The organism is Clostridium pabulibutyricum, assembly GCF_058242705.1.
The window spans coordinates 44,820-65,974 of record NZ_JBZAYZ010000013.1 but is presented as its reverse complement, the minus strand read 5'-3'; the positions used below and the strand labels follow the sequence as shown (position 1 = coordinate 65,974).

The following is a 21,155-nucleotide window of genomic DNA, read 5'->3' as shown; positions in this document are numbered from 1 at the left end:
AGCTTTATCTTTAATCATTCTACTTATACAATATCTTTGATAGGCATGTGGTTTGAACATCATAAGGGCATCACCCCACTTCTGCATATCAAATTATCTACAGCTTGTTTATTATCTATAATCAACACTTTAAACCCTAGATTCCGTATTCTTCTATGCTGTACAAGCTGTAATGCCGTTGGCTTTTTACCGGGTGCCTTAAGTTCTACAAAAATTATTTTTCCTCCCGGAAGTAAAACCAATCTGTCCGGCACTCCTGCATTTCCTGGAGAAATGAATTTATATGCCTTTCCTCCTGCATTTTTTATTTTATCTACCAAATATTTTTCAATATCTCTTTCTCTCAAAATTTACTCACCTGCTTTAAATTAAAATTGGAAATTCTAAATTTGAAATGTCCACTAAGTCACCCTTTTTTCTCTATATATATACGTGTACAGGCATATTAGGCATACATATATATATCTATATTATTTATTTATACTATTTATATATAAATCAAAGTTACTTAGTGGACATACATCTGTATATAAGGTATTTCAAGTGCTTTAGTGTCCACCAAAATGTCAACTTTCTAAATATTTTTGGTGGACAAGGTGGACATTTGTTTTACTGTTACAATTTTTCAAAGTGGACATTCAGCCTATAAAGTTGACACTTTTTTCTGGCTAGTGGACATTTTTAATCTCCATTTTTACCATTAATTTACTGGTCTAAATCCCTTTTGCTTTCCATAGTTTGCCCCAAATCTCATTGTATCTGATCGCTTCCATCCTTTTAGCGCTTCCAAAATTGCATTAATCCTTCTCGCCTCAGTTCTAGGCATGTTCTTATTTTCGCATAAACATTCTTTCCATATCTCAAGTGCGCAGGTCCTGTCTCTCTTAACAAGCTTTATATCACCATTGATTCCATTAGACCAAAACATACGCCTGCGGTCCAGGTCCCATTTTTGCCAATCATTTGGTATTTGCTTCTCTAAAAACGCTTCTATTTGACCTTGCAATGGATCCCTTTCAAGATGCAAATCCCTATGCTTTTCAGCTTCAATTTCCATCTCAGGAGATAAGCACAGGGTTTCACCCAGCTGCCATCTTACAACAGCTTCAGCCCATATCTGATTCACTTCACTATCCAGATCGTTAAATATTGATTTAGTTGGTTTTTGGATTTCTGCGTCTACAGGCCAAAATCTTCTATTACCTGTTGGGTCCCTCAAGTAATCGTGGTCATTAGTTGTTCCAAAAAACACGCATTGCCTTAAATGCTTTTCTGTTTTTCTAGCATAAGCAGCGCGGTATTGATCATCTTTTTTACTTAAAAACTGCTTTACAGCTTTTATATCGGTTTTATTAAATGCTTCGAGCTCTCCAATTTCTACAATCCAAACCCCTTGTAATAACTCTGCCCCATCTTTACCCTCAAAAGTTTTAATGCTGTCAGAAAACCAATCCAGACCCATTTTTGAGAATAAGGTACTTTTTCCTATGCCCTGTCTGCCACAAACCACAGTCATATAGTCAAACTTACATCCAGGTGTCATAACTCGCGCCACGGCTGCGGTAAATGCTTTTCTCGTTACGTCTCTTATATATTGACAATCCTCGGCACCTAAATAATCTATATAGAGAGTATTAAGTCTTTTAATACCATCCCATTTAAGGCTGCTTAAATACTCAATTACAGGATTATAGCAATTGGTGGCAGCGTGATTTCTCAGGGCATCATCTATAATTTCACGTGACCTGAAACCTAATGCTTTTTCAATATGTTCACGCAGTCCAGAATCATCATCATCAGTCCATCTGAATGTACCTTCTTCTTTTTCACGTGCTCCCCATGGCAGAGGTGCTACACCAATTATATGCTCGGCAAAAGCATCTTTTTTAATCCTCCCCTTAATCAGGGGATCATTCTCCAACAGTATACGCACATTAGGTATAGTCTTTAATGGCGTACCTGTTGTAGAACTAACCTGCAGCTTACTAATCCAGTTTGCATTGTCTTCTATAGGGGTTCCAAAGTCCTGGGTAACCTTCTCGTATCTCTCTTTATTTAAAAGTGTGGCCACATAGGTATCATTCACAGCAAATTCACACATAGCCTTATATGATGGCAGTTTATTTACGGGTGTATCGGGTTTTGCATCATCATCCAGGTTATTAAACTTATGAAGCCTTACCAGGTCAAAAGCATTGCACAGTTTGCCACCCGCGGGGTCTGTAGCATGATGTGAATACATAAATTTGCCGTTTTCATATACAATAGCACCGCCTACAGTACTTCCTCCTGTGTAGGTAAATCTATCAGGAGAATTGTCACAGGGTTCATATATTCCTGGAAGCATAGTATTCATAACATTGTAGACATCATAGGTTCTGCAGAAGGCCCCTATTATTCCATTTTTAGCTGTAGGATCTTCCTGCCTCTCTGCAAGTTTTTTATGACTTTTTGCTGCACCCGGTACTTCCGGCCATTCTGACATATCACGCCAGTTGTTATATTGTTTTAAAATACCGTCAGCGTCAAGAAATGGCCTGTCACCATATTTATATACATACTGGCTGTCGCTGCAGCATGATGGCCAGTACATAAGTCTTGAAGCTTCAAAGGTTGTCGGGTCACACAGCTCTATACCGATTAGGCTTCCCATTTTACGCGCCAACGGTTCGTATTCATCAGCTGTAACCGTTCTGTTAAGGGGTATGATAACACGTAATCTCGGTTTTGATTCCTGGTGCTTACGTGTTGAATAAACCACATATGCACAGCCTAATCCATCTATCCTCAATAAAGCGTCATTGGCTCCACCAGGCTCTATATTGTCAAGGTCAAGGGTAAGAATATCCCTGCCCTTGACACTTCCTGCCTTCCTCTTGTTTCCTTCTAAAATACCGCCTACAAAACCGCCCACATCTTTTAGTGCGTCCTGTTTACTTTTAGGGTAACTTAAATATTCAGCTATGGTTTCAGTGCTTCTTGCAGGGGTTGCAAGCTTTTCTACAAATTCAGACCAGTATAATGCCTGCTGTGGCCATTCGGTAGCCTTACGGCTTCCCGCAGCCGATATTATAATTTTTCTATCATTGTTTAGCATGGAGTATCACCTCCTCATTCTTTTTTATAAAACTTGGCCATGAATCCATCTGCATTTAAAGGTAATCCCGGCGCCCATGGTATTGGTTGTCTCATTATATTACATATCTGGTCAAGGTCGGCATATTCTTCCGGGCAGTCAATGATCACCTCATCATGCACATGGAAAACTACTTTATAACCGAAAGCACTTAATCTTTTTATACTTTCAGCCAGACAGTCCCTTGCAATGGCCTGGGTAATGTTTTCAACTAATTTTCCGCCATAGGTTGATACAACTTCCCATTTTCTCGTTTTCTGGTTTGTTCCATGGTAAAATAGTGCATCCTTTCCCCAGTCATTAGGATAGATAAAAGGTTCTACATAAAATAACTTTCTTTTACTGGGCAAGGTTATAGTTAAAAAGTCCTGTTGCGTATTATAGTCACCTTCATGGGCGATAATTAAGTTTTTAACGCCTACAGGTTGGCCCGTTCTCATTACTGATAGTGCCGCGTTTTCAACTGAATACCACAAATCAACTATTCTTCTGTTTGTAGCCCTCCACCTGTGTACAATCTCCGGCAATTCTTCTTCCTGTAGCCCCATTTTAAGGGCTCCCATATTTATAAGTGCTGCAGAACTTCCCTGATATCCTAATGCAAGTTCCGCAACTTTACCCTTTTGCCTTAAAGCATATTCCGGATTTCCTTTTTTGATTTTTTCTATAGGTACCCCAAACATTTGTGATGCAGAGGCTTCATAGATTTTACCGTGCGTTTTGAAAACTTCTAATCTCCAATTCTCGCCCGCAAGCCATGAGATAACCCTGGCTTCTATGGCACTAAAATCCGCATCCAGGAACACATTGCCATCAGATGGTATAAATGCAGTCCTTATGAGCTGGCTGAGTGTATCGGGTATGCTTCCATATATAAGTTTCAAAGCGTCTATATTTTTATCTTTGACACATTTTCTAGCGTGCTCCAGTGTCTCAATATAGGTCCTGGGTAAATTCTGCGGCTGTACAATTCTGCCTGACCATCTTCCTGTTCTGTTGGCTCCATAAAACTGCATGAGTCCTCTTACCCTTTCATCCGCACATAGTGCCCCTTTTATGGTTACATATTTTTTGGTACTGGTTTTTGAAAGTTCCTGTCTTATTTCAAGCATTCTTTTTACTTTATTATTTTCAATACTACCTAATAGAGATTTGACGGAATCTTTTGTTAGGCCGTCTACCTGTTGTCCTGTCTGCTTTTCTACCCATCCAGAAAGCTGCTGTATACTGTTGGGATTGTCAAGCCCGGATATTCTCTGTGCTTCAACCATAAGCTCATTTTTAACAGTTCTATCGCAATATAAAGCTCCATCTATCAATTCTTTATCCATCTTCACTCCATAGGCATTCATTTTTTGGTCAAGCTCCCATAACTTTTGTTCCTGCTGTGGTACAGGAAATGCGGATAGTCTTCTTTCAATTTCCATTTCAGTAACTACATCCTGTCTGTTGTATTCTTTAAATAAGTTCCATTTCTCGGGTTCATGATGCGGTAATGCCCTTTTTCTTCCACCATTTGATTTTGTAGGCTTGCAGGGAATACAAAAAGTCCTTATAAGCGCCTTGCCTATGCTTAATTTTTTCTTGTCTTCCGGGAGTCCTAATGCCTTTCCTGTGGCCTCAAGTCCTGCGGTATAACCACAATACAATCCATGTAGCATGGTGCACCTCCATTGTTCTAACGGGGATACGTAAAATTTATTCAAGCAGTACCATTCAAAAGGTGCATTGTAGGCATGCTTTAGTATATTGGGATTTTTTAATGCCAGTATAAGTTCTTGCGGTAGTATTTCATTATTCATAAAATCTATAACTTTAACTGATTCTCCGTCAAAAGAATAAGCGAACAACAGTATTTCAAAATCAGGGGACCGCACATATTTGTACAGCCCATTTTTAATATTTACACTCGAAAATGTTTCTATATCAATTGATAAGTGCCTCATATTCCCATTACGCCACCGTTAACAGGCATACCGGTTATAGGATCTATTTGCTGTTGTACCTGTGGTTGATGTGATGGTTGTACCGGAGTCTGGACCTGCTGCTGAGGTGCCTGCTGGTAGTTTTGTGGAGCATATGTTGGTTGGTACTGTGGTTGCTGTGTCGGTTGAGAAACAGGTTGTTGATTGTATCCTCCAGGCAGAGGATTATCTCCAAAGGCGGATGCCGCAGTAATATGTCCGCCCAAAGGTTCTCCGTCTTCTAATTTCTGTACGGGTCCTAAGCTGCAGCCTATACCTTTTCTACCACTGTTGGCATATGGAAAGAAAGATATTGACACTCTTGCATAGATACCTGAATATATGTCACTTTGATTGATTATAGGATTTAGATTGGCATCCACAACTTCCTGCTTATCTTTGTTTGATGCATTTAAAACCCAGTGCCCTCTGCATTCCTCGCTGTACGACATTCCACTTGACGGCATTACCCCGTCACCATCATGAACGGGTAAATTGTTTGCCGGAGGTCTTACACCATTGAACTTTTTACTCAGACCATATTCTATTGCTGCATTTATAGCGGCATCAATTCTCTGTTTTGTTCCTATATCGGACTTTGGTATCAATAAAGTTGCACTGTATTTTGGGTCCCCTCCATTCTGGCCCACATTCGGCGTAAATAGGTGCACATAACTTAATCTGACCTTCCCTGTTACTACACTTCTTAAATCATTATTCATTTACGATTCCTCCTTCATTTTTAAAAACATCTTCAGCTTTTACTTTTTCTATAGCTTTTCTTTTATCTGATAGCTGTACTATAGTAGGCCTACCTGGTGGAGTATTCACATAGGTTCCTAGAAGCTCTTTGAATTTTTTCTTCCCCACCAGTTTCTCTGTTTCGGTTAAAGTGATTGGTTTTCTTTCATAGAGCATGGTTTCATCTATACCATTCTGTTTTAGAACTTCAAAAGCTTTATCCAGATCGGTGAACTGTCTTATACTCCTGCCATGTACGGCCTTCCACCCTGGTATTTCATTTCCCTTCAAGCATTCAGCTAGCGCATATTCTTCAAGGTGTTTTACCCACTTGACAAGGTTTTTGGCTCTTTCCAATATCTCCCCTACTTCTTTATTTGATATGAGGGGCGGCATTTTATCTTTGAAAACTTCAAGTGCCATATTTGTATTTTTGGCTGCTCTGCAGGTGGCAAATGCTCTGCAGAATCGGCAGTGGTCTCCTGAAACAAATTCACCTTTTCCCTCAAATGCTTTTTGGGCTATAGGCTTTACAGTTTCACCCCATTTTAGTAATTCGTCTGCGGATATTTCGTATTCTGAAATGCTGTCAAGCCTTGGCTGTACGATAGACATTGTTATAGACTTTATAGGATATAAGAAGCTATATTCAGCATAGGCACCAATAGCATAAAACATCATCTGCGTATTTTTTTCTGCTGATACCGGAACTCCTTTTCCATATTTAAAATCAATAACATGCATTGTATTTCCACCTATAACAAGGCAGTCGCTTGTACCGAATCCCTCTGGAGCATACATACTGTAATCAACCTTTTTTTCTACAGCTACATAAGGTGGTGAGTCAAAACTGTGTAAAATTTTTGCTATATAATCCTTGTAGGTATCGGTATGCTTCAGCATTTCATCTTCATAACTTGGATCTTTTTCAAATTTTTTCAGTCTGTTACTGAAAGCCCTTGGTCCCATTGGTTCTATACAATATTTTCTAAGTTTCAACTCTGCTATGCTGTGGGCCAATCTCCCGGCTTCTGCGTATTCACTTGTTTTCTCAGGCAAGGTTTCTTCTAACCTTGCCGAGGGTGTGCATTTTAGCCATCTGTGTGAGGAACTTGCGGACAGCAGAGCATGTTTTTCAGGACTGCTCATATTCGGGCCCCCAGTTCTCTGAGTTTTGTGGCAAAAGCTCCATATTGCTCTTTAGGCAGCATGGTAAGTGCCTGAACACCGAATGAAGCTAGTAACTGTTGAAGCTGTTGAAGTTTACCTGCATCAATAAGCTGTGTTCCTGCCTTTGCCAGCTGATCCATTGTATAGGATTGTACTGCAGTCGGAACTGGTTGAGGTGCTTGTACCGTCGGCTGTATTGGTTGTGTAATTGGCTGAGGTGTGGACGCTGGTTGTTGTGGAGCCTGCTGTATCGGTTGTGGCACTACAGGTTTTACCTGCGGTGTTAATGGCTGTTGTATTGGTGCCACAGGTTTTGTCTGTACTCCGGTACTTTTATCTGCTGACAGGTTCACAATTTTACTACTTGATTCAATTGTGTTTGTAAATTTTTCTAACACTTTGAGTAATTTTGGTTCCACCTTAATAGTTAATGTAATATCCATTTATATCAATCCTTTCATTTTTTATAAACTTTTATATAAAATAAAATCTATTTCTTCTAATCTCTTCTTCAGGCCTCTTTTATCAAGTCTTTTGGAATTATTAATGTACTCAGTTAGATCTTCAATTTTATCCTTTATATCCTTTATATCCTGCATATTTTCACCATAAGTCTGTACAAGTTTTTCGCTTGTTTCAAGATCCTCCTTTAAGTTTTCCAATTTATCCTCTAATTTTTCATTTTTACCCTGGGTAAACTCAAGTATTGCAAGCCAAACATCTTCTCCCATGGTTGTACAAACCGTATCCTCTAAATCTTTCATTCCAGTAAATGTAAAAGTTTCTTCTTTCAACCTATTTACTTTTGCTGTAAACAATTTTTACCCCCATATTTGACTTATTTTCAATCCTATATTAAGATTGAATTAATGATTATTTTGCTTTTGGGCCCTTCCCCAAGGGTTCTTTTTCTATTCATCAATTTCAACTATCACGCCTTTTCCATCTTCTACAATAAAGTTCAGACCTATAGAATTGTGGATTTTAATAGCATCTTCCAACATTACATCTTTTGCTCCATTTTTAAATTTCATATTTTCACTTCCTTTCAGCTCTCATAATTCGGTATCTTATGGTGCTGTAATTTAGTCCGTACATACGAGATATATCTCTGTACGAATATCCTTTTCTTTTTAAATCAACCATCCTTTTAGTTTCTTTAGCAATATCGCGTGGATCTTTTTTAGTGTAATTAGTTTTTACACCCATGCATTTTAATGCCTGTTCTACAGATATGTCCTTCTGCGTTACTATAAATAAGGCATACCAGTTTTCCTTCAACTCACTTTCCTCCTTCCAATCTCTCTCCTAACAGCATTTATCCTCGCCCTAACTTTCTGCCCTTCATTTTCTTCCTTAATTAAACTTGCAAGTACCATATACAATCTAAATAACTTCTCCTGCTTCAATCCTGTCTTAAATTCCTTACTTTGTATTGGCTGCCTGTACCAAAAATCAATCATTTAATCACTCCCCAATTATTCCAATTCTTCTAATCTTTCTTCTGCCTCACCTTCAACACATTCAGTTAGTGCATCTTGTAGCCATTCAACTTCATGCTCATTTTTGCATTCAGCATACAAGTCTGCTAAAAATATTTGTAAATCTAAAGACTGTAATCGTAATTTTCCATCTTTTCTATCTAACATTTATACCCCTCCAATTCTAAACAATCTTCCAAATCTGCTCCATTTAGAAAAGCTAAACAATTTTTAATGTCCTTGAAATCCTCTGTCCATGCATCATGCGTTGTATTATCAATTCCAGTAAAGAAACCATCACCAATTACAATAAAACTACCATATGGTTCTCTTGTATTAGTTATCTTGTCTACCTGTTTATGTGTTATAAATTCAATCATTTTGTGTCACCTCCTATTTTGTGGCAGTTCATACCTTTTTTTAATCCAGTCAAAAGCTTCTCTATGGACATATATCTTTCTCTCATCTCTAGTGCAGGGAAAGCCTTTAATGCTACATAACTCTCTTACCCGTCTTGGTTTCATTCCTGATAGCTCAGCAAACTCTATTACATCAAATAACTGCTTAGGTTCTAATGATTTATTTAAAAGATCCTTTATCTCTTTAAGTTTTTCTAAAACGATGTCTTCCATCTACTTCACTTCCTTATTTAGCTTCAATCTGAACTATGATTTTATTAAGGTCATCCCTTTTCTTGACTATTTCTTCTATTTCCTTTGTTAACTCTAATTTCTTACTTTTTAAATCTTTAAGTATCATTTTCTTAGTTTCATTACTCAAATTTTGAAAATAATTATTTGTAAATTCTTCTTCCCTCTCTACTTGAACATATCCACCTGTTTGACGTATTTGTGGAAGTACCTCGCTTGTTACCCAATGCTTAAACTTCTTTGCTTCTGGAAGTTTGGATGAAAGTATCAAACTGTAAAGTCCTGATTCATTGATTACTTTTACATTCCTACTTTGATCTACCCCGTCAATTTTACGGGTGAGCTTATCTTCCTCATCAATATGATTTCTTATAGCTTGATCTGTATCTACATACCCAAGTATTTCTGCAACATCCTTTCCTACAAACCAAGGTTCATTATTTCGTATAATTGTTCTCACTTGTCCGAATTCAGGATTTCTAAATATTTGAATTTCCTGTGTAATATTTTTTGAAGTTGTCTTATTGCCATTAAACTAACAGATATTAATGACATGCAACATGACGATCTTTCTGCTATATGGAATGAAGTTAAAAAGAATTAGTGGTCTTTAACTTCAAACAACTTTCCATTTACTTTTTGTACGGTGGCAAATTCATCAATTTTATTACTTGTAAACCTTAAAATTTGTTTTGATCTTGCTACTGTACAGTTGTTTTCTCCTAAGATATTTATTATTTTCTTTACTATTTCTCCATTTGTAATTGACGCTTCCATTTATCTCAACTCCTTTTAAGTAATGATTTCAGTTCTGAAACTATTGATTTATAGTATCTAAATGTTTCAACTTCTTTGTTTGAATATTTAGATTTATCATGAAACAGCTTTCCATATTTTTCGGTCTTCAAATTATATTCATTGGCTAGTCTTCCTACTTTATTACCAGAGATACCGAGCAGTTCTCCTATTTCACCAGCTGAGTATGTTTGTTCTTCTGATACAGGTAACGGTATTAGTGGTTTATTGGCTATTATTGCACTGGCCTGTGAATACAAAATTTGTTTATATCTATCATTGATGATTGGGCTGTCGGCCATTTTGAGAAGTATATTGGCTTGTCTTGCTTTTGCATTTCTCAACCGGGCTTCAATAAGCTGATTTTTATCTTCTGATAAAGCCGATTTATTATTTTCTTTTAATGTTCGTCTCATATTAAAATATCCATCAACTAATTTGTCATATTGTTTCCATGCTATATCATCTTCAAGAATTTTAAGTAATTTTGCGTATCCCCTTTCAGATAAAAGATAAATGTTATTTGCATTTGCTATTGAGCTATTACTAAAACCTAAATTCTTTAAAAAATCTCGGTCGATTAAATCGACTGACTTTAAATCAAGAATATCAATACCGTTCTTAAACCTTTTTCTATTACTATTGATAGCTTCATTTACGTGTTTATATTCTTTGTCATGAATTGCTGCAATATCTTTTACAAGCATTGACTTTTTACTTTTTCCAAAGCCTCCTTCAATGTCATGAAATTTCATTCCTTGAACTTCAGTTAAACCTTTTAAAACTAAATCGTTCAATTAATTCATCTCCTTTTACTTAATCAAATCCTCGATTGAGACATCTAGTGCCCTTGCTATTTTTTGTAAAAACTTTATACTTGGATTATCTTTTCTGGTATGAACAATGTCGTTTATATAGGATTCGGAAACTCCGCTGTCTTTCGCTAGTCTATAAAATGATTTGTTCCTCCTTTTAGAAATTTCCCGTATATTAGTTCCTATTTGCATTAACTCATCTCCTTTACTTGTTTATTTTGAAGTGCTTCGATACATATATAGTATAACTATTTTGAAGTAAAATCAAAGGTTATACTTCGTTTAAAACAACTATTATTTAAAAATAACTCTTATTTACTCTTTTTTACTACATTTTACTTGACATATATAAATATTCCGTAGTATGCTTAATTATAGTGAAGTACTTTTTAGGAGGATTTTAATATGTTTAACAGAAATGCAATAATAAAGGCTTTGGAATCTAAAGGTTGGTCAAAATATAAACTGTGTAAAGAGGCTCATATGGCGCAATCTACTTTGAGCACTATATTAAGTGGAAAGGCTGAGAATCCTAATACTAAAACATTGCAAAAAATCGCAGATGCTCTTAATGTCTCTGTAAATGACTTTTTTGATAATGACGAAAATACTAAGATAAATACTCTGGCTGATAATGTAAATAAAATTAAAGATAAGAATGATAAACTGAAATATGTACAATCTATTCTTGACTTTGCAGAACCAGAGGAGGCAGTAAAATTTATTCTAAGTCAACCAGCTTTAATGGACTTTGGGGGCTACGATTTAAAGAAAATGTCTGACCAAGAAATATTAGATCTTGCAAATGATATGTTATTTGCTATGAAATTATCATTACAAAGAATGAAGGAAAATAAAAAATAATTTATTACTATTGGGGATTAGGGGGGTAATTCTTTAATATGAATTGGATTAATAATATAGTCAAGGGATTAATAGAGACATATCATACTAGAGATATTTATGATCTTATAGAATCTCTCGGTATAAAGATAATAAGGAAAAAAATGTCGAATAATAAAAAGGCACGATTCATAAGAGACATGTTTAATAATGAATATATATTTCTAAGCAATGAACTTAATTGGATAGAAGAACGATATGTCCTTGCCCATGAGTTAGGTCATGCTGTTATACATACTGATATCTCCTGCGGATATTGCTATTACTCAAATATAAGTTCGGGTAAATTAGAATTACAAGCTAACTATTTTGCAGCTCAAATCTTAATTGATGAATCTACTTTTGACAAGACTGATTTAGAAGCTATGACTATTAGTCAACTGAGCAAATATTTCATGGTACCCGAATTTATGATAAAGCTAAAGTTTAAGGAGGTGGTACGAATGTAGGTACTATATATTTTTTTATTTTAATAAGAACATACGTTTGATAGGAGGTAATCATATTATGAAAAAACGTAGACAAAATGGAGAAGGGTCTATATATCAAAGGAAAGATGGAAGATGGGCAGCTTCTTTTACGGTAGGAGTTAATCCACTAACTGGAAAGCCAAAAAGAAAAGTATTATATGCAAAATCAGAAAAAGAAATAATTTCTAAAGTAAGAAAATTTAATAGAGATTTTGAAAGAATTGATTTTACTAAAGAAGAATTAACATTAAAGCAGTGGATTAACACTTGGTTGCTTCAATATAAGAAGAACAGCTTAAAGCCTAGGTCATTTCAAAGATACTACGGTATCTATAAAAATTATATTGAAACATCTGCTATAGGCGACAGTAAACTTAAAGATTTAAAAGCAAATCAAATACAAGAATTTATTAATTGTATAGATACATCACCAAGTAATATAAAGTATATAATTAGATTAATTAAGTCAGCGTTGACAGAAGCTCTCAATCAAGATTATATCGTAAAAAATCCTTGCAATGCAATTGTGCTTCCTCATATTAAGAAAACAAATAAGAAAAAATTTTTAACTGTAGAAGAACAAAATAAAATTACTACATTTTTACTACAGTTTATAGATCAAAATTATAATTTTATGATTTATTTTGATTTGTATACAGGATTGAGGGAAGGTGAACTTTTAGGTCTTGAGTGGCATAAAATAAATTTTAAGGATCGTACTATATTTGTTAATCAAACCTATAGTAAACAGGCTATATATGATAAAGACAATAAGGTTATAGGTTATACAAAGACTCTTGCTGAAACAAAAAATGATGAAGTAAGATATGTTCCTATTCCTGAAAGGTTATTTTCACTTTTAAAAGCAAAACATGCAGAATTTTTAAAAGATAAAATTAAGGATAGTAAAAAATATAAAGATATGGATTTGATATTTTCCAATGAAAGTGGAAACTTTTTAAATGATAAAACTCCTTTAAGGGCAGTTAAGAAGATATATAAGAAATTAAATATATCTAGTGATTTAACATTTCACAGCTTACGACATACCTATGCTACAAGGCTTTACGAACAGAGTGGAGATTTAAATGTAATTCAAGCTTTACTCGGTCATATAGATATAGATACTACTAGAAAAACTTATGTACATGTATCAGAAGCAAAGAAAAAAGAAGTCATCGGTTTGCTGGATAACTTCATGATTAACTAAATATTTGACTACAGTTTTTACTACAGTTAATGCTACATTTGTACTACATTTTAATAAACCTTAATGACACTCAAATTTGCTAAACCCTTGATTTTATGCCATTCTTGAAGCTTAATGAAGCTTAATTTATTATATGGCGGAGAAAGAGGGATTTGAACCCTCGCGCCGGTCACCCGACCTACGCCCTTAGCAGGGGCGCCTCTTCAGCCACTTGAGTATTTCTCCATGTCCTACAAAAATAAATGGCGGAAAGAAAGGGATTCGAACCCTTGGTACGGTCACCCGTACGCCGGTTTTCAAGACCGGTGCCTTAAACCAACTCGACCATCTTTCCACATAAATTCTATTTACTTTTAACTGTCATGTCATAACAGCCACAACAAAAATTATTATAATATACAGATTAAAAACTGTCAAGTAAAAGTTTTATAATTAGATCAATTTTATTTAGAAAGCCCAAGATTATACATAATCGTTGGACTTTCTACAAATTACTTTATTTTATCTTTTTCTAACATATACGGCTTTAAAACTTCAGGTATATTAACTGTTCCATCCTCATTCTGATAATTCTCAAGTATCGCAGCTACAGTCCTTCCTATTGCAACACCTGACCCATTAAGAGTATGAACATACTTTGGTTTGTCTTTAGGAGTTTCTTTATATTTTATATTTGCACGCCTTGCCTGGAAATCCTCAAAATTACTACAGCTTGATATTTCAACGTATCTATTGTAACTTGGCATCCAAACTTCTATATCATATTTAAGTGCTGCAGTAAAGCCCAAATCACCCTTGCATATTCTTACAACCCTATAAGGTATCTTAAGTCCTTGAAGCACATCTTCCGCATCTCTTGTAAGTTTTTCAAGTTCCTCATATGATTGCTCAGGTTTTGCAAATTTAACAAGTTCAACTTTGTTAAACTGATGCTGTCTTACAAGCCCTCTTGTATCTCTTCCTGCAGAACCAGCTTCTGATCTAAAGCATGCACTGTATGCAACATGCTTTATAGGAAGGTCTTCTCCCTTTAATATTTCATTTCTGTATAAGTTGGTTACAGGAACCTCTGCTGTAGGTATTAAAAAAAAGTCATTGTTTGCAACTCTAAATGCGTCTTCCTCAAATTTTGGCAGCTGTCCTGTTCCTGTCATACTTGTTCTGTTTACCATGTACGGAGGAAGTATCTCTTCATATCCATGTTTTTCAGTATGGAAATCAAGGAAATAACTTATTACAGCTCTCTCAAGTCTTGCACCAAGTCCCTTGTAAAATGTAAATCTTGAACCTGAAACCTTTCCTGCCCTCTCAAAATCAAGTATATTCAAGTCCACTCCAATATCCCAGTGAGCCTTTGGCTCAAAATCAAATTTAGTTGGTTCTGACCATTTTCTTATCTCAACATTATCTGCATCAGACTTTCCATCTGGAACCTGTGGATTAGGTATATTAGGTATTCTAAGCATTATATACTGTATTTTATCATCAATTGTTGAAAGCTCTGCATCATGATTTTTTATTTCATCAGATAAATTTTTCATATTAGCTAAAACTTCATCTGCATTTTCACCATTTTTTTTCATTTTTCCTATTTGTGATGATGCTTCATTCCTATTCTTTTTAAGTTCTTCCACTTTAACAAGTATATTTCTTCTTTTTTCATCCAATGACACAACCTCGTCTATGTTTGACAGGTCAAAATCTTCTCCTCTATTTGCTAAAAGTTTCTTAATTTCCTCCGGATTGTTTCTTATTCTTTTTAAATCCAGCATAATTATATAGTCCTCCTTAATTTTATAAAATAAAAAAGGAGTTTCTATCCCCTAAAAGGGACGAAAAGCTCCGCGTTGCCACCCTAATTAACCAAATATTTGGCTCTCTTAAAAATATAACGGTTTTCCCGAGCTGATTTCACAGCCACCTTCAAGTTGGATTCACAATATAAAAATACCAGTTCACACCAATCACTGATTCTCTTTAATTTATTACATTGTTACTAAACTCTTCATAGGTGAATAATTTTTGCTTTCATTATATATGAAATATATTTTTATGTCAATAAAGAACATTTTTATTAGTATGCCCTAATCTGGATTAAATTCTACTTCATAATAATATTTCTTATATATCATTCCAACAAAGCTTTTATTTTTTTTACTTGCATACTCATTTGCAATTTTCCATGCTTCTTTATCATCCTTGTCCTTTATTGAAAATGATTTTACAACTTCAATATACTTTCCGGTTTTATTATCTCGTTTTGTTATATCCAGTTTCATAAAATACACCCCTTATAATGTATATATATGTTTACATTATAATACAACGAATCAGTATATACATCATAAAATGATAACTTTACATATATTTAATGTATTATATATTTCTCTTCCATTTAAGCAAAAGAGCAGAATTTAATATAACTACAACCGAACCTGCATTATGAACAAGTGCTCCAAGTACAGGTTTCAATATACCTGCTGCAGCAAAAATCACTGCAATAAAATTAATAGTCATGGAAAACGCAATATTTATTTTTATAGTACTGGAAACTTTTTTGGATAATCCTATAAGATGCGGTATATACTTTATATCATCACTAACAAGTGCAATATCTGATGCGTCTACTGCTATGTCACTTCCCCCACCTGCCATGGAGATTCCAACATAGGATTTTTTAAGTGCCAGTGCATCATTTACACCGTCTCCTACCATGCATACTTTCTGATTTTTGTTTTGATAACCTTGAATTTTACTTATTTTATCATTTGGAAGACAATTTGAACAAATTTCATCTACTCCAATAGCATCCCCAATATACCTTGCCGCTTCTTCATTATCTCCTGTTAAAAGAATACTTTTCATTCGATTTTTTTGTATGTTTTCAATTACATCATTGGATTCTTTTCGCACAGTATCAGAAAGTGATATAAAACCTGAAAGTTTATCATCTACGGCCACATACATAATTGTGCATCCCATGTTCTTATGCTCTATGGCTGCCTTTTTCATATGATCATTCACAGTTATATTATTCTCCAAAATCATATACATATTTCCTGCAATAATATGATAACCGTCTACTACAGCATCTATACCTCTTCCTGCTACCATCTTAAAATTAATTAAGCTTGAAAGTTCCATATTAGATAATGATCTTGCATAATTTACAACCGCTTTTCCAATAGGATGTTCCGATCGTGTCTCCGCCGATGCAGCAAGCCTTATAAACTTTTCCTCATTAAAATCCGGATTGAAAACTTCAACTGCAGCAACAGATAATGTTCCATAGGTGAGTGTCCCTGTTTTATCAAAACACATAATATTCACTCCCGCCAAACGCTCAAGAGCATCACCTTCTTTTATCAAAATTCCATACCTGGCTGCATTGCCCATTCCGGCCATAATGGCAGTGGGCGTTGCAAGGACAAGAGCGCAAGGACAGAAAACTACAAGTATTGTAACGGATCTTAATATTTCACCTGTTATGATCCAGGTTATAAGAGATGATATAAGAGCCGCTGCAACAATCCATGTAGCAGCTTTATCAGCTATTCCAACAATTCTGGACTTCTTCGTATCTGCGGCTTTTACAAGTCTTATCATTCTTTGAAGCGAACTGTTTTTTCCAATCTTTATTGCCTTCATGTCAAAGGTCCCAAATTGATTTATAGTTCCGCTTAATACCTTGTCTCCTTTTTGCTTGTCCACAGGCAATGATTCTCCAGTCATTACAGACTGGTTTATAGAAGTTCTTCCATGAGTTATTACTCCATCTACAGGTATTGTCTCCCCAGCCAATATCCTTATCATGTCACCAACTTTAACCTCTGAAGATGGCATTATGTATTCATTTCCACTTCTTATGACTCTGGCAGTTTGAGGAGTCATGTTCACAAGTTTCTCAATTCCAGCTCTGGCCCTTTTAACTGTCATTTCCTCCAAAAAACCTCCTATGGCCATTATAAAAGCAACTTCTCCTGCAGCAAATATCTCATTTATTATAACTGATGATATAAGTGCCATTGATACAAGCAAATCCGCTTTTATATCAAATCTTGTAAAAAGCCCCATAAATGCTTCTTTTAAAATAGGTATGCCGCAAAATGCAATAGAAATCCATGCAATATCAAAAGGTAAAAAAGATATCTTTAGAAAACTTACCATAAGTGATACTGCTGACAATACCATGAGTAAAATTGTTCTCTTATACTTGTTCTTTAAAAAATCAAACATTTTCAAACACTCCTTTGAAAGTTTACTATACCTATACCCCTATATGTATAGTAAACTTTCAAATTTTTATTGTCAATAAAAAAACTGCTTATATAATATAAACAGTTTACATGTTTACGACATTCTCGAAAAATGCTCTAATGCCTTTGCAAATTGTGCTATTGTTTTTTCTGCATCCCCATGCTCGATACCATCTCTTACACAGTGGTTCAAATGTCCCTCAAGAACTATTTGACCAACTTTGTGCAGCGCACTCTTGGCTGCATTTATTTGAATCAATACATCTTCACAGGGAATATCCTGATCTACCATTCTATCTATACCATTTAATTGGCCTATTATCTTTTTAATACGCCTGTGTAGATTATCAGAATCCATACACTGTTTCATTATTGAATTGTCCCCTTTTTTAATAATTTTCACAACATTTCTTGAATTATATGTAAATCAAAATTCATATTATATACTATTATATCACAAGTCATCTAAATTTCTGAACCAAAACAACCTGAAGGCTTAACAGTTGAAAATTCTATACTTTAAACTTTCCAAGAGATTCACTAAGGTTATGAGACGTCTCAACAAGATGTTCTATGGATGCTCCTATTTCCTCAATAGATGCAGTTTGTTCTTCCTGGTCATAAGAAACGCTTTGAACATCCGATGCATTCTCTTCCAAAAGCTCAGATATATTATTTATATACTCTCCAACTCTTACCGCATTTTCATTTATTCCATCAGAATTCGACTTAACTTCCTTTATTTTTTCACTTATATTATAAATTGAATTTTTTATGTCTTTAAAAGATTTATCCGTGAGTTTGAGTGATTCCGATTGTTTTATTGTTAAATCTTCTGCATTTTTTGACTCATTAGATGCCTTCTTTATATCTAATTGCACATCTCTTATAAGTATATCTATTTTATGTGCATATTCTCCAGAAAGTTTCGCAAGTTTTTTTACTTCATCAGCAACAACTGTAAAACCTTTTCCGCCTTCTCCTGCTCTTGCCGCTTCTATTGAAGCATTTAAAGCAAGCAGATTTATCTGTTCTGCAACACTGTCTATAAACTCTACAACCTTGCCAATTTCTTTAGATTTTCTTGAAAGATTTAAAATTACATTAAATACATTTTCAGAAGCACTTTGAGTATTTACCATCATTTCTTCCTGATATTTTAGATTTTCAGTTCCATGTCCTACGATACTTATAGTACCCCTTGCAAAATCCATAACATGAGATATATTTTTATTTGTATCCTTTAAATCTTGAATAACACTTACTACAGCTTCATTACTTTGCTTGACAAGTTCCGATTGTTTCAATGCCCTTTCTGCAAGATTAGATACATTATTTGAGATTTCTACAGAAGATTTTCCTAATTCCTCAGAGCCTTTATTTATTATATTTGAGGAAGAGGATACAGTTTTCCCTATATTTTTTGCACTAAAAATCAAATTTCTTATTCTATTAATAAACCTGTTGAAGTCTTCTGTAACTTGTCCAAGTTCATCTTTATTATACACTTCACCCTTTACAGTAAGATCTCCATCTTGGGCATTTTTTATTAATATCTTAAATTGATCTATAAAATTTTTAATTCCTTTATAAGTAGACATGATCAACAAAATTAATATAACAATAAAAACCATTCCAAGAATACATATAATTGCAAGATTTTTGTTGAAATTTTTCTCATAAGTATTGGATTCCTGTATCATATTTTGATTTTCCATATTAGCTTTCTTCTGTATGTCCTCAACAAGTGAATCCATATCATCTGTTGGTTGTCTATCTATTCCTTTTACCATAGTATCTACAATTTTATAGCTATCCTTGTTTTCAGAACTGTATTTTTTAATGGCACTGCTGTACTTATAATATAACTCCTGATGATTTTTTATCAATTGATCTATAAGAGATGTATTTATATTTTCCGCTTTCATGTCTTTTCTTAATTTTGAGAGTTCTAATTGTACATTTTTGTTTTCTTCTTCAAATTGTGAATAGTACTTGTTAAAATTTTTATGGTCATATCCCCTTAAAAGAGTATCTTTCCACTCCTGAACCTGCTTTTTGAAATCCACTTGAGACTGTCTCGCTTCATCTACTAGTTTCATATACTTTGCATTCACCTGAAGCATATTTTTTTGTTTTTCATTAAAACCTTTAAATGTTGTCCATGAAAAAACACTTATTACAATTATAAACACTATTATAAAACCGGTTAATGCATATAGTCTTTTTCCTATTTTCCCATTGTCTTTCATATCAATCCGTCTCCTTAACATAAATTTAACATATTCTAAGACGAAATTATACCATTAATTATGTCAAGTTTTGTTAAGTTCAAGTTAAGTTTTACCATAAAAACAGCGGCTGTAATTTATACAACCGCTAACAGCATGAGGGAAATTATATTTTAATCTAAATAAGTGACTCATATAACCTGGCTATATCTTCAATGGTTGCATCTTTTGGATTACCTGGTCTGCAAGCATCATCATAAGCTGATTTAGCCAAAAAAGGTACATCCTCTTTTTTTACAATATCTTTTAAATCCTTAGGAATTCCTACTTTTTCGGATAATTTTCTAACTGCATCTACAGCGGCCTTTCTATATTCTGCTACACTCATATTATCCGTATTTTTAACTCCCATAGCTTGTGCTATATATTTATATTTATCCCCCGTTGCATCTGAGTTATATTCCATAACTGTGGGAAGTATAATTGCATTGGCAATACCATGAGGTGTATCATATAAAGCTCCCAAAGGATGAGCCATGGAATGAACAATTCCAAGTCCAACGTTAGAAAATCCCATGCCGGCTATATATTGACCCAGTGCCATACCTTCTCTTCCGGATTTAGTATTATCCACTGCATCTTTTAGTGACTTCGAAATAAGCTCTATTGCCTTTAAATGAAACATATCCGATAATTCCCATGCTCCCAAAGTTATATATCCTTCAATTGCATGAGTCAGTGCATCCATACCAGTTGCAGCTGTCAGACCTTTTGGCATAGACGACATCATGTCTGGATCAATTATAGAAATTACAGGTATGTCATGAGGATCAACACATACCATCTTACGGTTTTTTTCTACATCGGTAATAACATAATTAATAGTTGTTTCTGCTGCTGTGCCCGCTGTGGTTGGAACAGCTATAGTAGGAATACTTTTATTTTTAGTGCTGGCAGTTCCTTCCAAGCTTCTAACATCAGAAAACTCTGGATTTGTAATAATTATACCAATTGCTTTTGCAGTATCAATGGATGAACCTCCTCCAATTGCAATAATATAATCCGCACATGATAATTTAAATGCCTCTACACCTTCTTTGACATTTTCTATAGTTGGATTTGGTTTTATATTGGAATATAATTCATACTGAAGCCCGTTATTACCCAATACGTCAAGTACCTTCTTAGTTACATTAAATTTTATTAAATCAGGATCTGAACATACAAATGCCTTTCTAAATCCTCTTGTTTTCACCTCATCAGCAATATTGTTAATAGCACCAATCCCATGATATGATGTTTCATTTAAAATAAATCTATTCACCATACTTAT

At 34.6% G+C, this 21,155-nt stretch carries 26 protein-coding genes, 2 tRNA genes and 1 other annotated feature; of the genes, 3 read left to right on the top strand and 25 right to left on the bottom strand.

Annotated features, from left to right (window positions below):
• Nucleotides 1-59: 59 nt before the first annotated feature.
• From AC4CVH_RS13105 to AC4CVH_RS13025, 17 genes are all read right to left on the bottom strand, one after another.
• On the bottom strand, nucleotides 60-347 hold the full coding sequence (locus AC4CVH_RS13105) for a PDDEXK family nuclease (RefSeq protein ID WP_490788191.1): 288 nt from the start codon (nucleotides 345-347) through the stop codon (nucleotides 60-62).
• Between the two features lie 353 nt (nucleotides 348-700).
• Nucleotides 701-3,097: a virulence-associated E family protein gene (locus AC4CVH_RS13100; RefSeq protein ID WP_490788190.1), complete on the bottom strand. Its 2,397-nt coding sequence runs from the start codon at nucleotides 3,095-3,097 to the stop codon at nucleotides 701-703.
• A gap of 14 nt (nucleotides 3,098-3,111) precedes the next feature.
• Entirely contained in the window at nucleotides 3,112-5,082 is a 1,971-nt protein-coding gene (locus tag AC4CVH_RS13095; protein WP_490788189.1) for a DNA polymerase, read from the bottom strand.
• Nucleotides 5,079-5,822 carry a DUF2815 family protein gene (locus tag AC4CVH_RS13090; protein ID WP_490788188.1) on the bottom strand — a complete coding sequence of 248 codons (744 nt, stop codon included), beginning with the start codon at nucleotides 5,820-5,822 and terminating at the stop codon, nucleotides 5,079-5,081. Before AC4CVH_RS13090 ends, AC4CVH_RS13095 begins: the two co-directional genes overlap by 4 nt.
• Entirely contained in the window at nucleotides 5,815-6,990 is a 1,176-nt protein-coding gene (locus AC4CVH_RS13085) for a DUF2800 domain-containing protein (protein ID WP_490788187.1), read from the bottom strand. The genes AC4CVH_RS13090 and AC4CVH_RS13085 overlap by 8 nt, the downstream gene beginning before the upstream one ends.
• Nucleotides 6,987-7,454: a hypothetical protein gene (locus tag AC4CVH_RS13080; protein WP_490788186.1), complete on the bottom strand. Its 468-nt coding sequence runs from the start codon at nucleotides 7,452-7,454 to the stop codon at nucleotides 6,987-6,989. Before AC4CVH_RS13080 ends, AC4CVH_RS13085 begins: the two co-directional genes overlap by 4 nt.
• A gap of 21 nt (nucleotides 7,455-7,475) precedes the next feature.
• The gene (locus AC4CVH_RS13075; protein WP_490788185.1) at nucleotides 7,476-7,829 is read right to left on the bottom strand and encodes a hypothetical protein; all 354 of its coding nucleotides are present in this window, start codon (nucleotides 7,827-7,829) and stop codon (nucleotides 7,476-7,478) included.
• 93 nt (nucleotides 7,830-7,922) lie between these two features.
• The gene (locus AC4CVH_RS13070) at nucleotides 7,923-8,045 is read right to left on the bottom strand and encodes a hypothetical protein (RefSeq protein ID WP_490788184.1); all 123 of its coding nucleotides are present in this window, start codon (nucleotides 8,043-8,045) and stop codon (nucleotides 7,923-7,925) included.
• Nucleotides 8,046-8,049: 4 nt separating this feature from the next.
• Nucleotides 8,050-8,292, bottom strand: coding sequence for a helix-turn-helix domain-containing protein (locus AC4CVH_RS13065; protein WP_490788183.1), 243 nt, complete (start codon nucleotides 8,290-8,292; stop codon nucleotides 8,050-8,052).
• Nucleotides 8,289-8,474: a hypothetical protein gene (locus AC4CVH_RS13060; protein ID WP_490788182.1), complete on the bottom strand. Its 186-nt coding sequence runs from the start codon at nucleotides 8,472-8,474 to the stop codon at nucleotides 8,289-8,291. Before AC4CVH_RS13060 ends, AC4CVH_RS13065 begins: the two co-directional genes overlap by 4 nt.
• 15 nt (nucleotides 8,475-8,489) lie before the next feature.
• Complete coding sequence (locus tag AC4CVH_RS13055) at nucleotides 8,490-8,660, bottom strand: hypothetical protein (RefSeq protein ID WP_490788181.1); 171 nt, start codon at nucleotides 8,658-8,660, stop codon at nucleotides 8,490-8,492.
• A complete protein-coding gene (locus AC4CVH_RS13050; protein ID WP_490788180.1) occupies nucleotides 8,654-8,872 on the bottom strand; it encodes a hypothetical protein in 219 nt (72 codons plus the stop codon). Before AC4CVH_RS13050 ends, AC4CVH_RS13055 begins: the two co-directional genes overlap by 7 nt.
• A 6-nt stretch (nucleotides 8,873-8,878) precedes the next feature.
• Entirely contained in the window at nucleotides 8,879-9,124 is a 246-nt protein-coding gene (locus AC4CVH_RS13045; protein ID WP_490788179.1) for a hypothetical protein, read from the bottom strand.
• Nucleotides 9,125-9,137: 13 nt separating this feature from the next.
• The gene (locus AC4CVH_RS13040; protein WP_490788178.1) at nucleotides 9,138-9,602 is read right to left on the bottom strand and encodes a BRO-N domain-containing protein; all 465 of its coding nucleotides are present in this window, start codon (nucleotides 9,600-9,602) and stop codon (nucleotides 9,138-9,140) included.
• Between the two features lie 140 nt (nucleotides 9,603-9,742).
• Nucleotides 9,743-9,919 carry a hypothetical protein gene (locus AC4CVH_RS13035; RefSeq protein ID WP_490788177.1) on the bottom strand — a complete coding sequence of 59 codons (177 nt, stop codon included), beginning with the start codon at nucleotides 9,917-9,919 and terminating at the stop codon, nucleotides 9,743-9,745.
• A gap of 5 nt (nucleotides 9,920-9,924) precedes the next feature.
• On the bottom strand, nucleotides 9,925-10,734 hold the full coding sequence (locus tag AC4CVH_RS13030) for an ORF6N domain-containing protein (RefSeq protein ID WP_490788176.1): 810 nt from the start codon (nucleotides 10,732-10,734) through the stop codon (nucleotides 9,925-9,927).
• Between the two features lie 15 nt (nucleotides 10,735-10,749).
• Entirely contained in the window at nucleotides 10,750-10,944 is a 195-nt protein-coding gene (locus tag AC4CVH_RS13025) for a helix-turn-helix domain-containing protein (RefSeq protein WP_490788175.1), read from the bottom strand.
• Nucleotides 10,945-11,157: 213 nt separating this feature from the next.
• On the opposite strand from AC4CVH_RS13025, the gene AC4CVH_RS13020 reads away from it, so the two are divergent.
• From AC4CVH_RS13020 to AC4CVH_RS13010, 3 genes are read left to right on the top strand one after another with little or no spacing between them, the layout of a single operon-like run.
• Nucleotides 11,158-11,616 carry a helix-turn-helix domain-containing protein gene (locus AC4CVH_RS13020; protein WP_490788174.1) on the top strand — a complete coding sequence of 153 codons (459 nt, stop codon included), beginning with the start codon at nucleotides 11,158-11,160 and terminating at the stop codon, nucleotides 11,614-11,616.
• Nucleotides 11,617-11,654: 38 nt separating this feature from the next.
• On the top strand, nucleotides 11,655-12,104 hold the full coding sequence (locus tag AC4CVH_RS13015; protein WP_490788173.1) for an ImmA/IrrE family metallo-endopeptidase: 450 nt from the start codon (nucleotides 11,655-11,657) through the stop codon (nucleotides 12,102-12,104).
• A gap of 58 nt (nucleotides 12,105-12,162) precedes the next feature.
• A complete protein-coding gene (locus tag AC4CVH_RS13010; protein ID WP_490788172.1) occupies nucleotides 12,163-13,335 on the top strand; it encodes a tyrosine-type recombinase/integrase in 1,173 nt (390 codons plus the stop codon).
• Between the two features lie 134 nt (nucleotides 13,336-13,469).
• Here AC4CVH_RS13010 and AC4CVH_RS13005 read toward each other — a convergent pair.
• The 8 genes from AC4CVH_RS13005 to fucO form a co-directional block, all read right to left on the bottom strand.
• Nucleotides 13,470-13,560, bottom strand: a tRNA-Ser gene (locus tag AC4CVH_RS13005).
• An 18-nt stretch (nucleotides 13,561-13,578) separates the two neighbouring features.
• Nucleotides 13,579-13,669, bottom strand: a tRNA-Ser gene (locus tag AC4CVH_RS13000).
• A 157-nt stretch (nucleotides 13,670-13,826) separates the two neighbouring features.
• On the bottom strand, nucleotides 13,827-15,107 hold the full coding sequence (gene serS, locus AC4CVH_RS12995; protein WP_490788171.1) for a serine--tRNA ligase: 1,281 nt from the start codon (nucleotides 15,105-15,107) through the stop codon (nucleotides 13,827-13,829).
• Between the two features lie 53 nt (nucleotides 15,108-15,160).
• Nucleotides 15,161-15,353, bottom strand: a binding site (T-box leader).
• A gap of 66 nt (nucleotides 15,354-15,419) precedes the next feature.
• On the bottom strand, nucleotides 15,420-15,614 hold the full coding sequence (locus AC4CVH_RS12990; RefSeq protein ID WP_490788170.1) for a hypothetical protein: 195 nt from the start codon (nucleotides 15,612-15,614) through the stop codon (nucleotides 15,420-15,422).
• Between the two features lie 97 nt (nucleotides 15,615-15,711).
• Nucleotides 15,712-17,571: a heavy metal translocating P-type ATPase gene (locus AC4CVH_RS12985; protein ID WP_490788169.1), complete on the bottom strand. Its 1,860-nt coding sequence runs from the start codon at nucleotides 17,569-17,571 to the stop codon at nucleotides 15,712-15,714.
• Between the two features lie 114 nt (nucleotides 17,572-17,685).
• A complete protein-coding gene (locus tag AC4CVH_RS12980; RefSeq protein WP_490788168.1) occupies nucleotides 17,686-17,961 on the bottom strand; it encodes a metal-sensing transcriptional repressor in 276 nt (91 codons plus the stop codon).
• 142 nt (nucleotides 17,962-18,103) lie between these two features.
• Nucleotides 18,104-19,843 (bottom strand): methyl-accepting chemotaxis protein, encoded by a 1,740-nt coding sequence (locus AC4CVH_RS12975; RefSeq protein WP_490788167.1) that lies wholly within the window; start codon nucleotides 19,841-19,843, stop codon nucleotides 18,104-18,106.
• A gap of 157 nt (nucleotides 19,844-20,000) precedes the next feature.
• On the bottom strand, nucleotides 20,001-21,149 hold the full coding sequence (gene fucO, locus AC4CVH_RS12970; protein WP_490788166.1) for a lactaldehyde reductase: 1,149 nt from the start codon (nucleotides 21,147-21,149) through the stop codon (nucleotides 20,001-20,003).
• Nucleotides 21,150-21,155: the final 6 nt, after the last annotated feature.

Coding starts and splice junctions, on each gene's coding strand:
- AC4CVH_RS13010 (WP_490788172.1), top strand. CDS start 12,163: ATGAAAAAACGTAGACAAAATGGAGAAGGGTCTATATATCAAAGGAAA.
- AC4CVH_RS13095 (WP_490788189.1), bottom strand. CDS start 5,082: ATGAGGCACTTATCAATTGATATAGAAACATTTTCGAGTGTAAATATT.
- AC4CVH_RS13035 (WP_490788177.1), bottom strand. CDS start 9,919: ATGGAAGCGTCAATTACAAATGGAGAAATAGTAAAGAAAATAATAAAT.
- AC4CVH_RS13045 (WP_490788179.1), bottom strand. CDS start 9,124: ATGGAAGACATCGTTTTAGAAAAACTTAAAGAGATAAAGGATCTTTTA.
- AC4CVH_RS13100 (WP_490788190.1), bottom strand. CDS start 3,097: ATGCTAAACAATGATAGAAAAATTATAATATCGGCTGCGGGAAGCCGT.
- AC4CVH_RS13020 (WP_490788174.1), top strand. CDS start 11,158: ATGTTTAACAGAAATGCAATAATAAAGGCTTTGGAATCTAAAGGTTGG.
- AC4CVH_RS13025 (WP_490788175.1), bottom strand. CDS start 10,944: ATGCAAATAGGAACTAATATACGGGAAATTTCTAAAAGGAGGAACAAA.
- AC4CVH_RS13090 (WP_490788188.1), bottom strand. CDS start 5,822: ATGAATAATGATTTAAGAAGTGTAGTAACAGGGAAGGTCAGATTAAGT.
- AC4CVH_RS13015 (WP_490788173.1), top strand. CDS start 11,655: ATGAATTGGATTAATAATATAGTCAAGGGATTAATAGAGACATATCAT.
- AC4CVH_RS13055 (WP_490788181.1), bottom strand. CDS start 8,660: ATGTTAGATAGAAAAGATGGAAAATTACGATTACAGTCTTTAGATTTA.
- AC4CVH_RS12980 (WP_490788168.1), bottom strand. CDS start 17,961: ATGAAACAGTGTATGGATTCTGATAATCTACACAGGCGTATTAAAAAG.
- AC4CVH_RS13080 (WP_490788186.1), bottom strand. CDS start 7,454: ATGGATATTACATTAACTATTAAGGTGGAACCAAAATTACTCAAAGTG.
- AC4CVH_RS12990 (WP_490788170.1), bottom strand. CDS start 15,614: ATGAAACTGGATATAACAAAACGAGATAATAAAACCGGAAAGTATATT.
- AC4CVH_RS13060 (WP_490788182.1), bottom strand. CDS start 8,474: ATGATTGATTTTTGGTACAGGCAGCCAATACAAAGTAAGGAATTTAAG.
- fucO (WP_490788166.1), bottom strand. CDS start 21,149: ATGGTGAATAGATTTATTTTAAATGAAACATCATATCATGGGATTGGT.
- AC4CVH_RS12985 (WP_490788169.1), bottom strand. CDS start 17,571: ATGTTTGATTTTTTAAAGAACAAGTATAAGAGAACAATTTTACTCATG.
- AC4CVH_RS13050 (WP_490788180.1), bottom strand. CDS start 8,872: ATGATTGAATTTATAACACATAAACAGGTAGACAAGATAACTAATACA.
- serS (WP_490788171.1), bottom strand. CDS start 15,107: ATGCTGGATTTAAAAAGAATAAGAAACAATCCGGAGGAAATTAAGAAA.
- AC4CVH_RS13070 (WP_490788184.1), bottom strand. CDS start 8,045: ATGAAATTTAAAAATGGAGCAAAAGATGTAATGTTGGAAGATGCTATT.
- AC4CVH_RS12975 (WP_490788167.1), bottom strand. CDS start 19,843: ATGAAAGACAATGGGAAAATAGGAAAAAGACTATATGCATTAACCGGT.
- AC4CVH_RS13085 (WP_490788187.1), bottom strand. CDS start 6,990: ATGAGCAGTCCTGAAAAACATGCTCTGCTGTCCGCAAGTTCCTCACAC.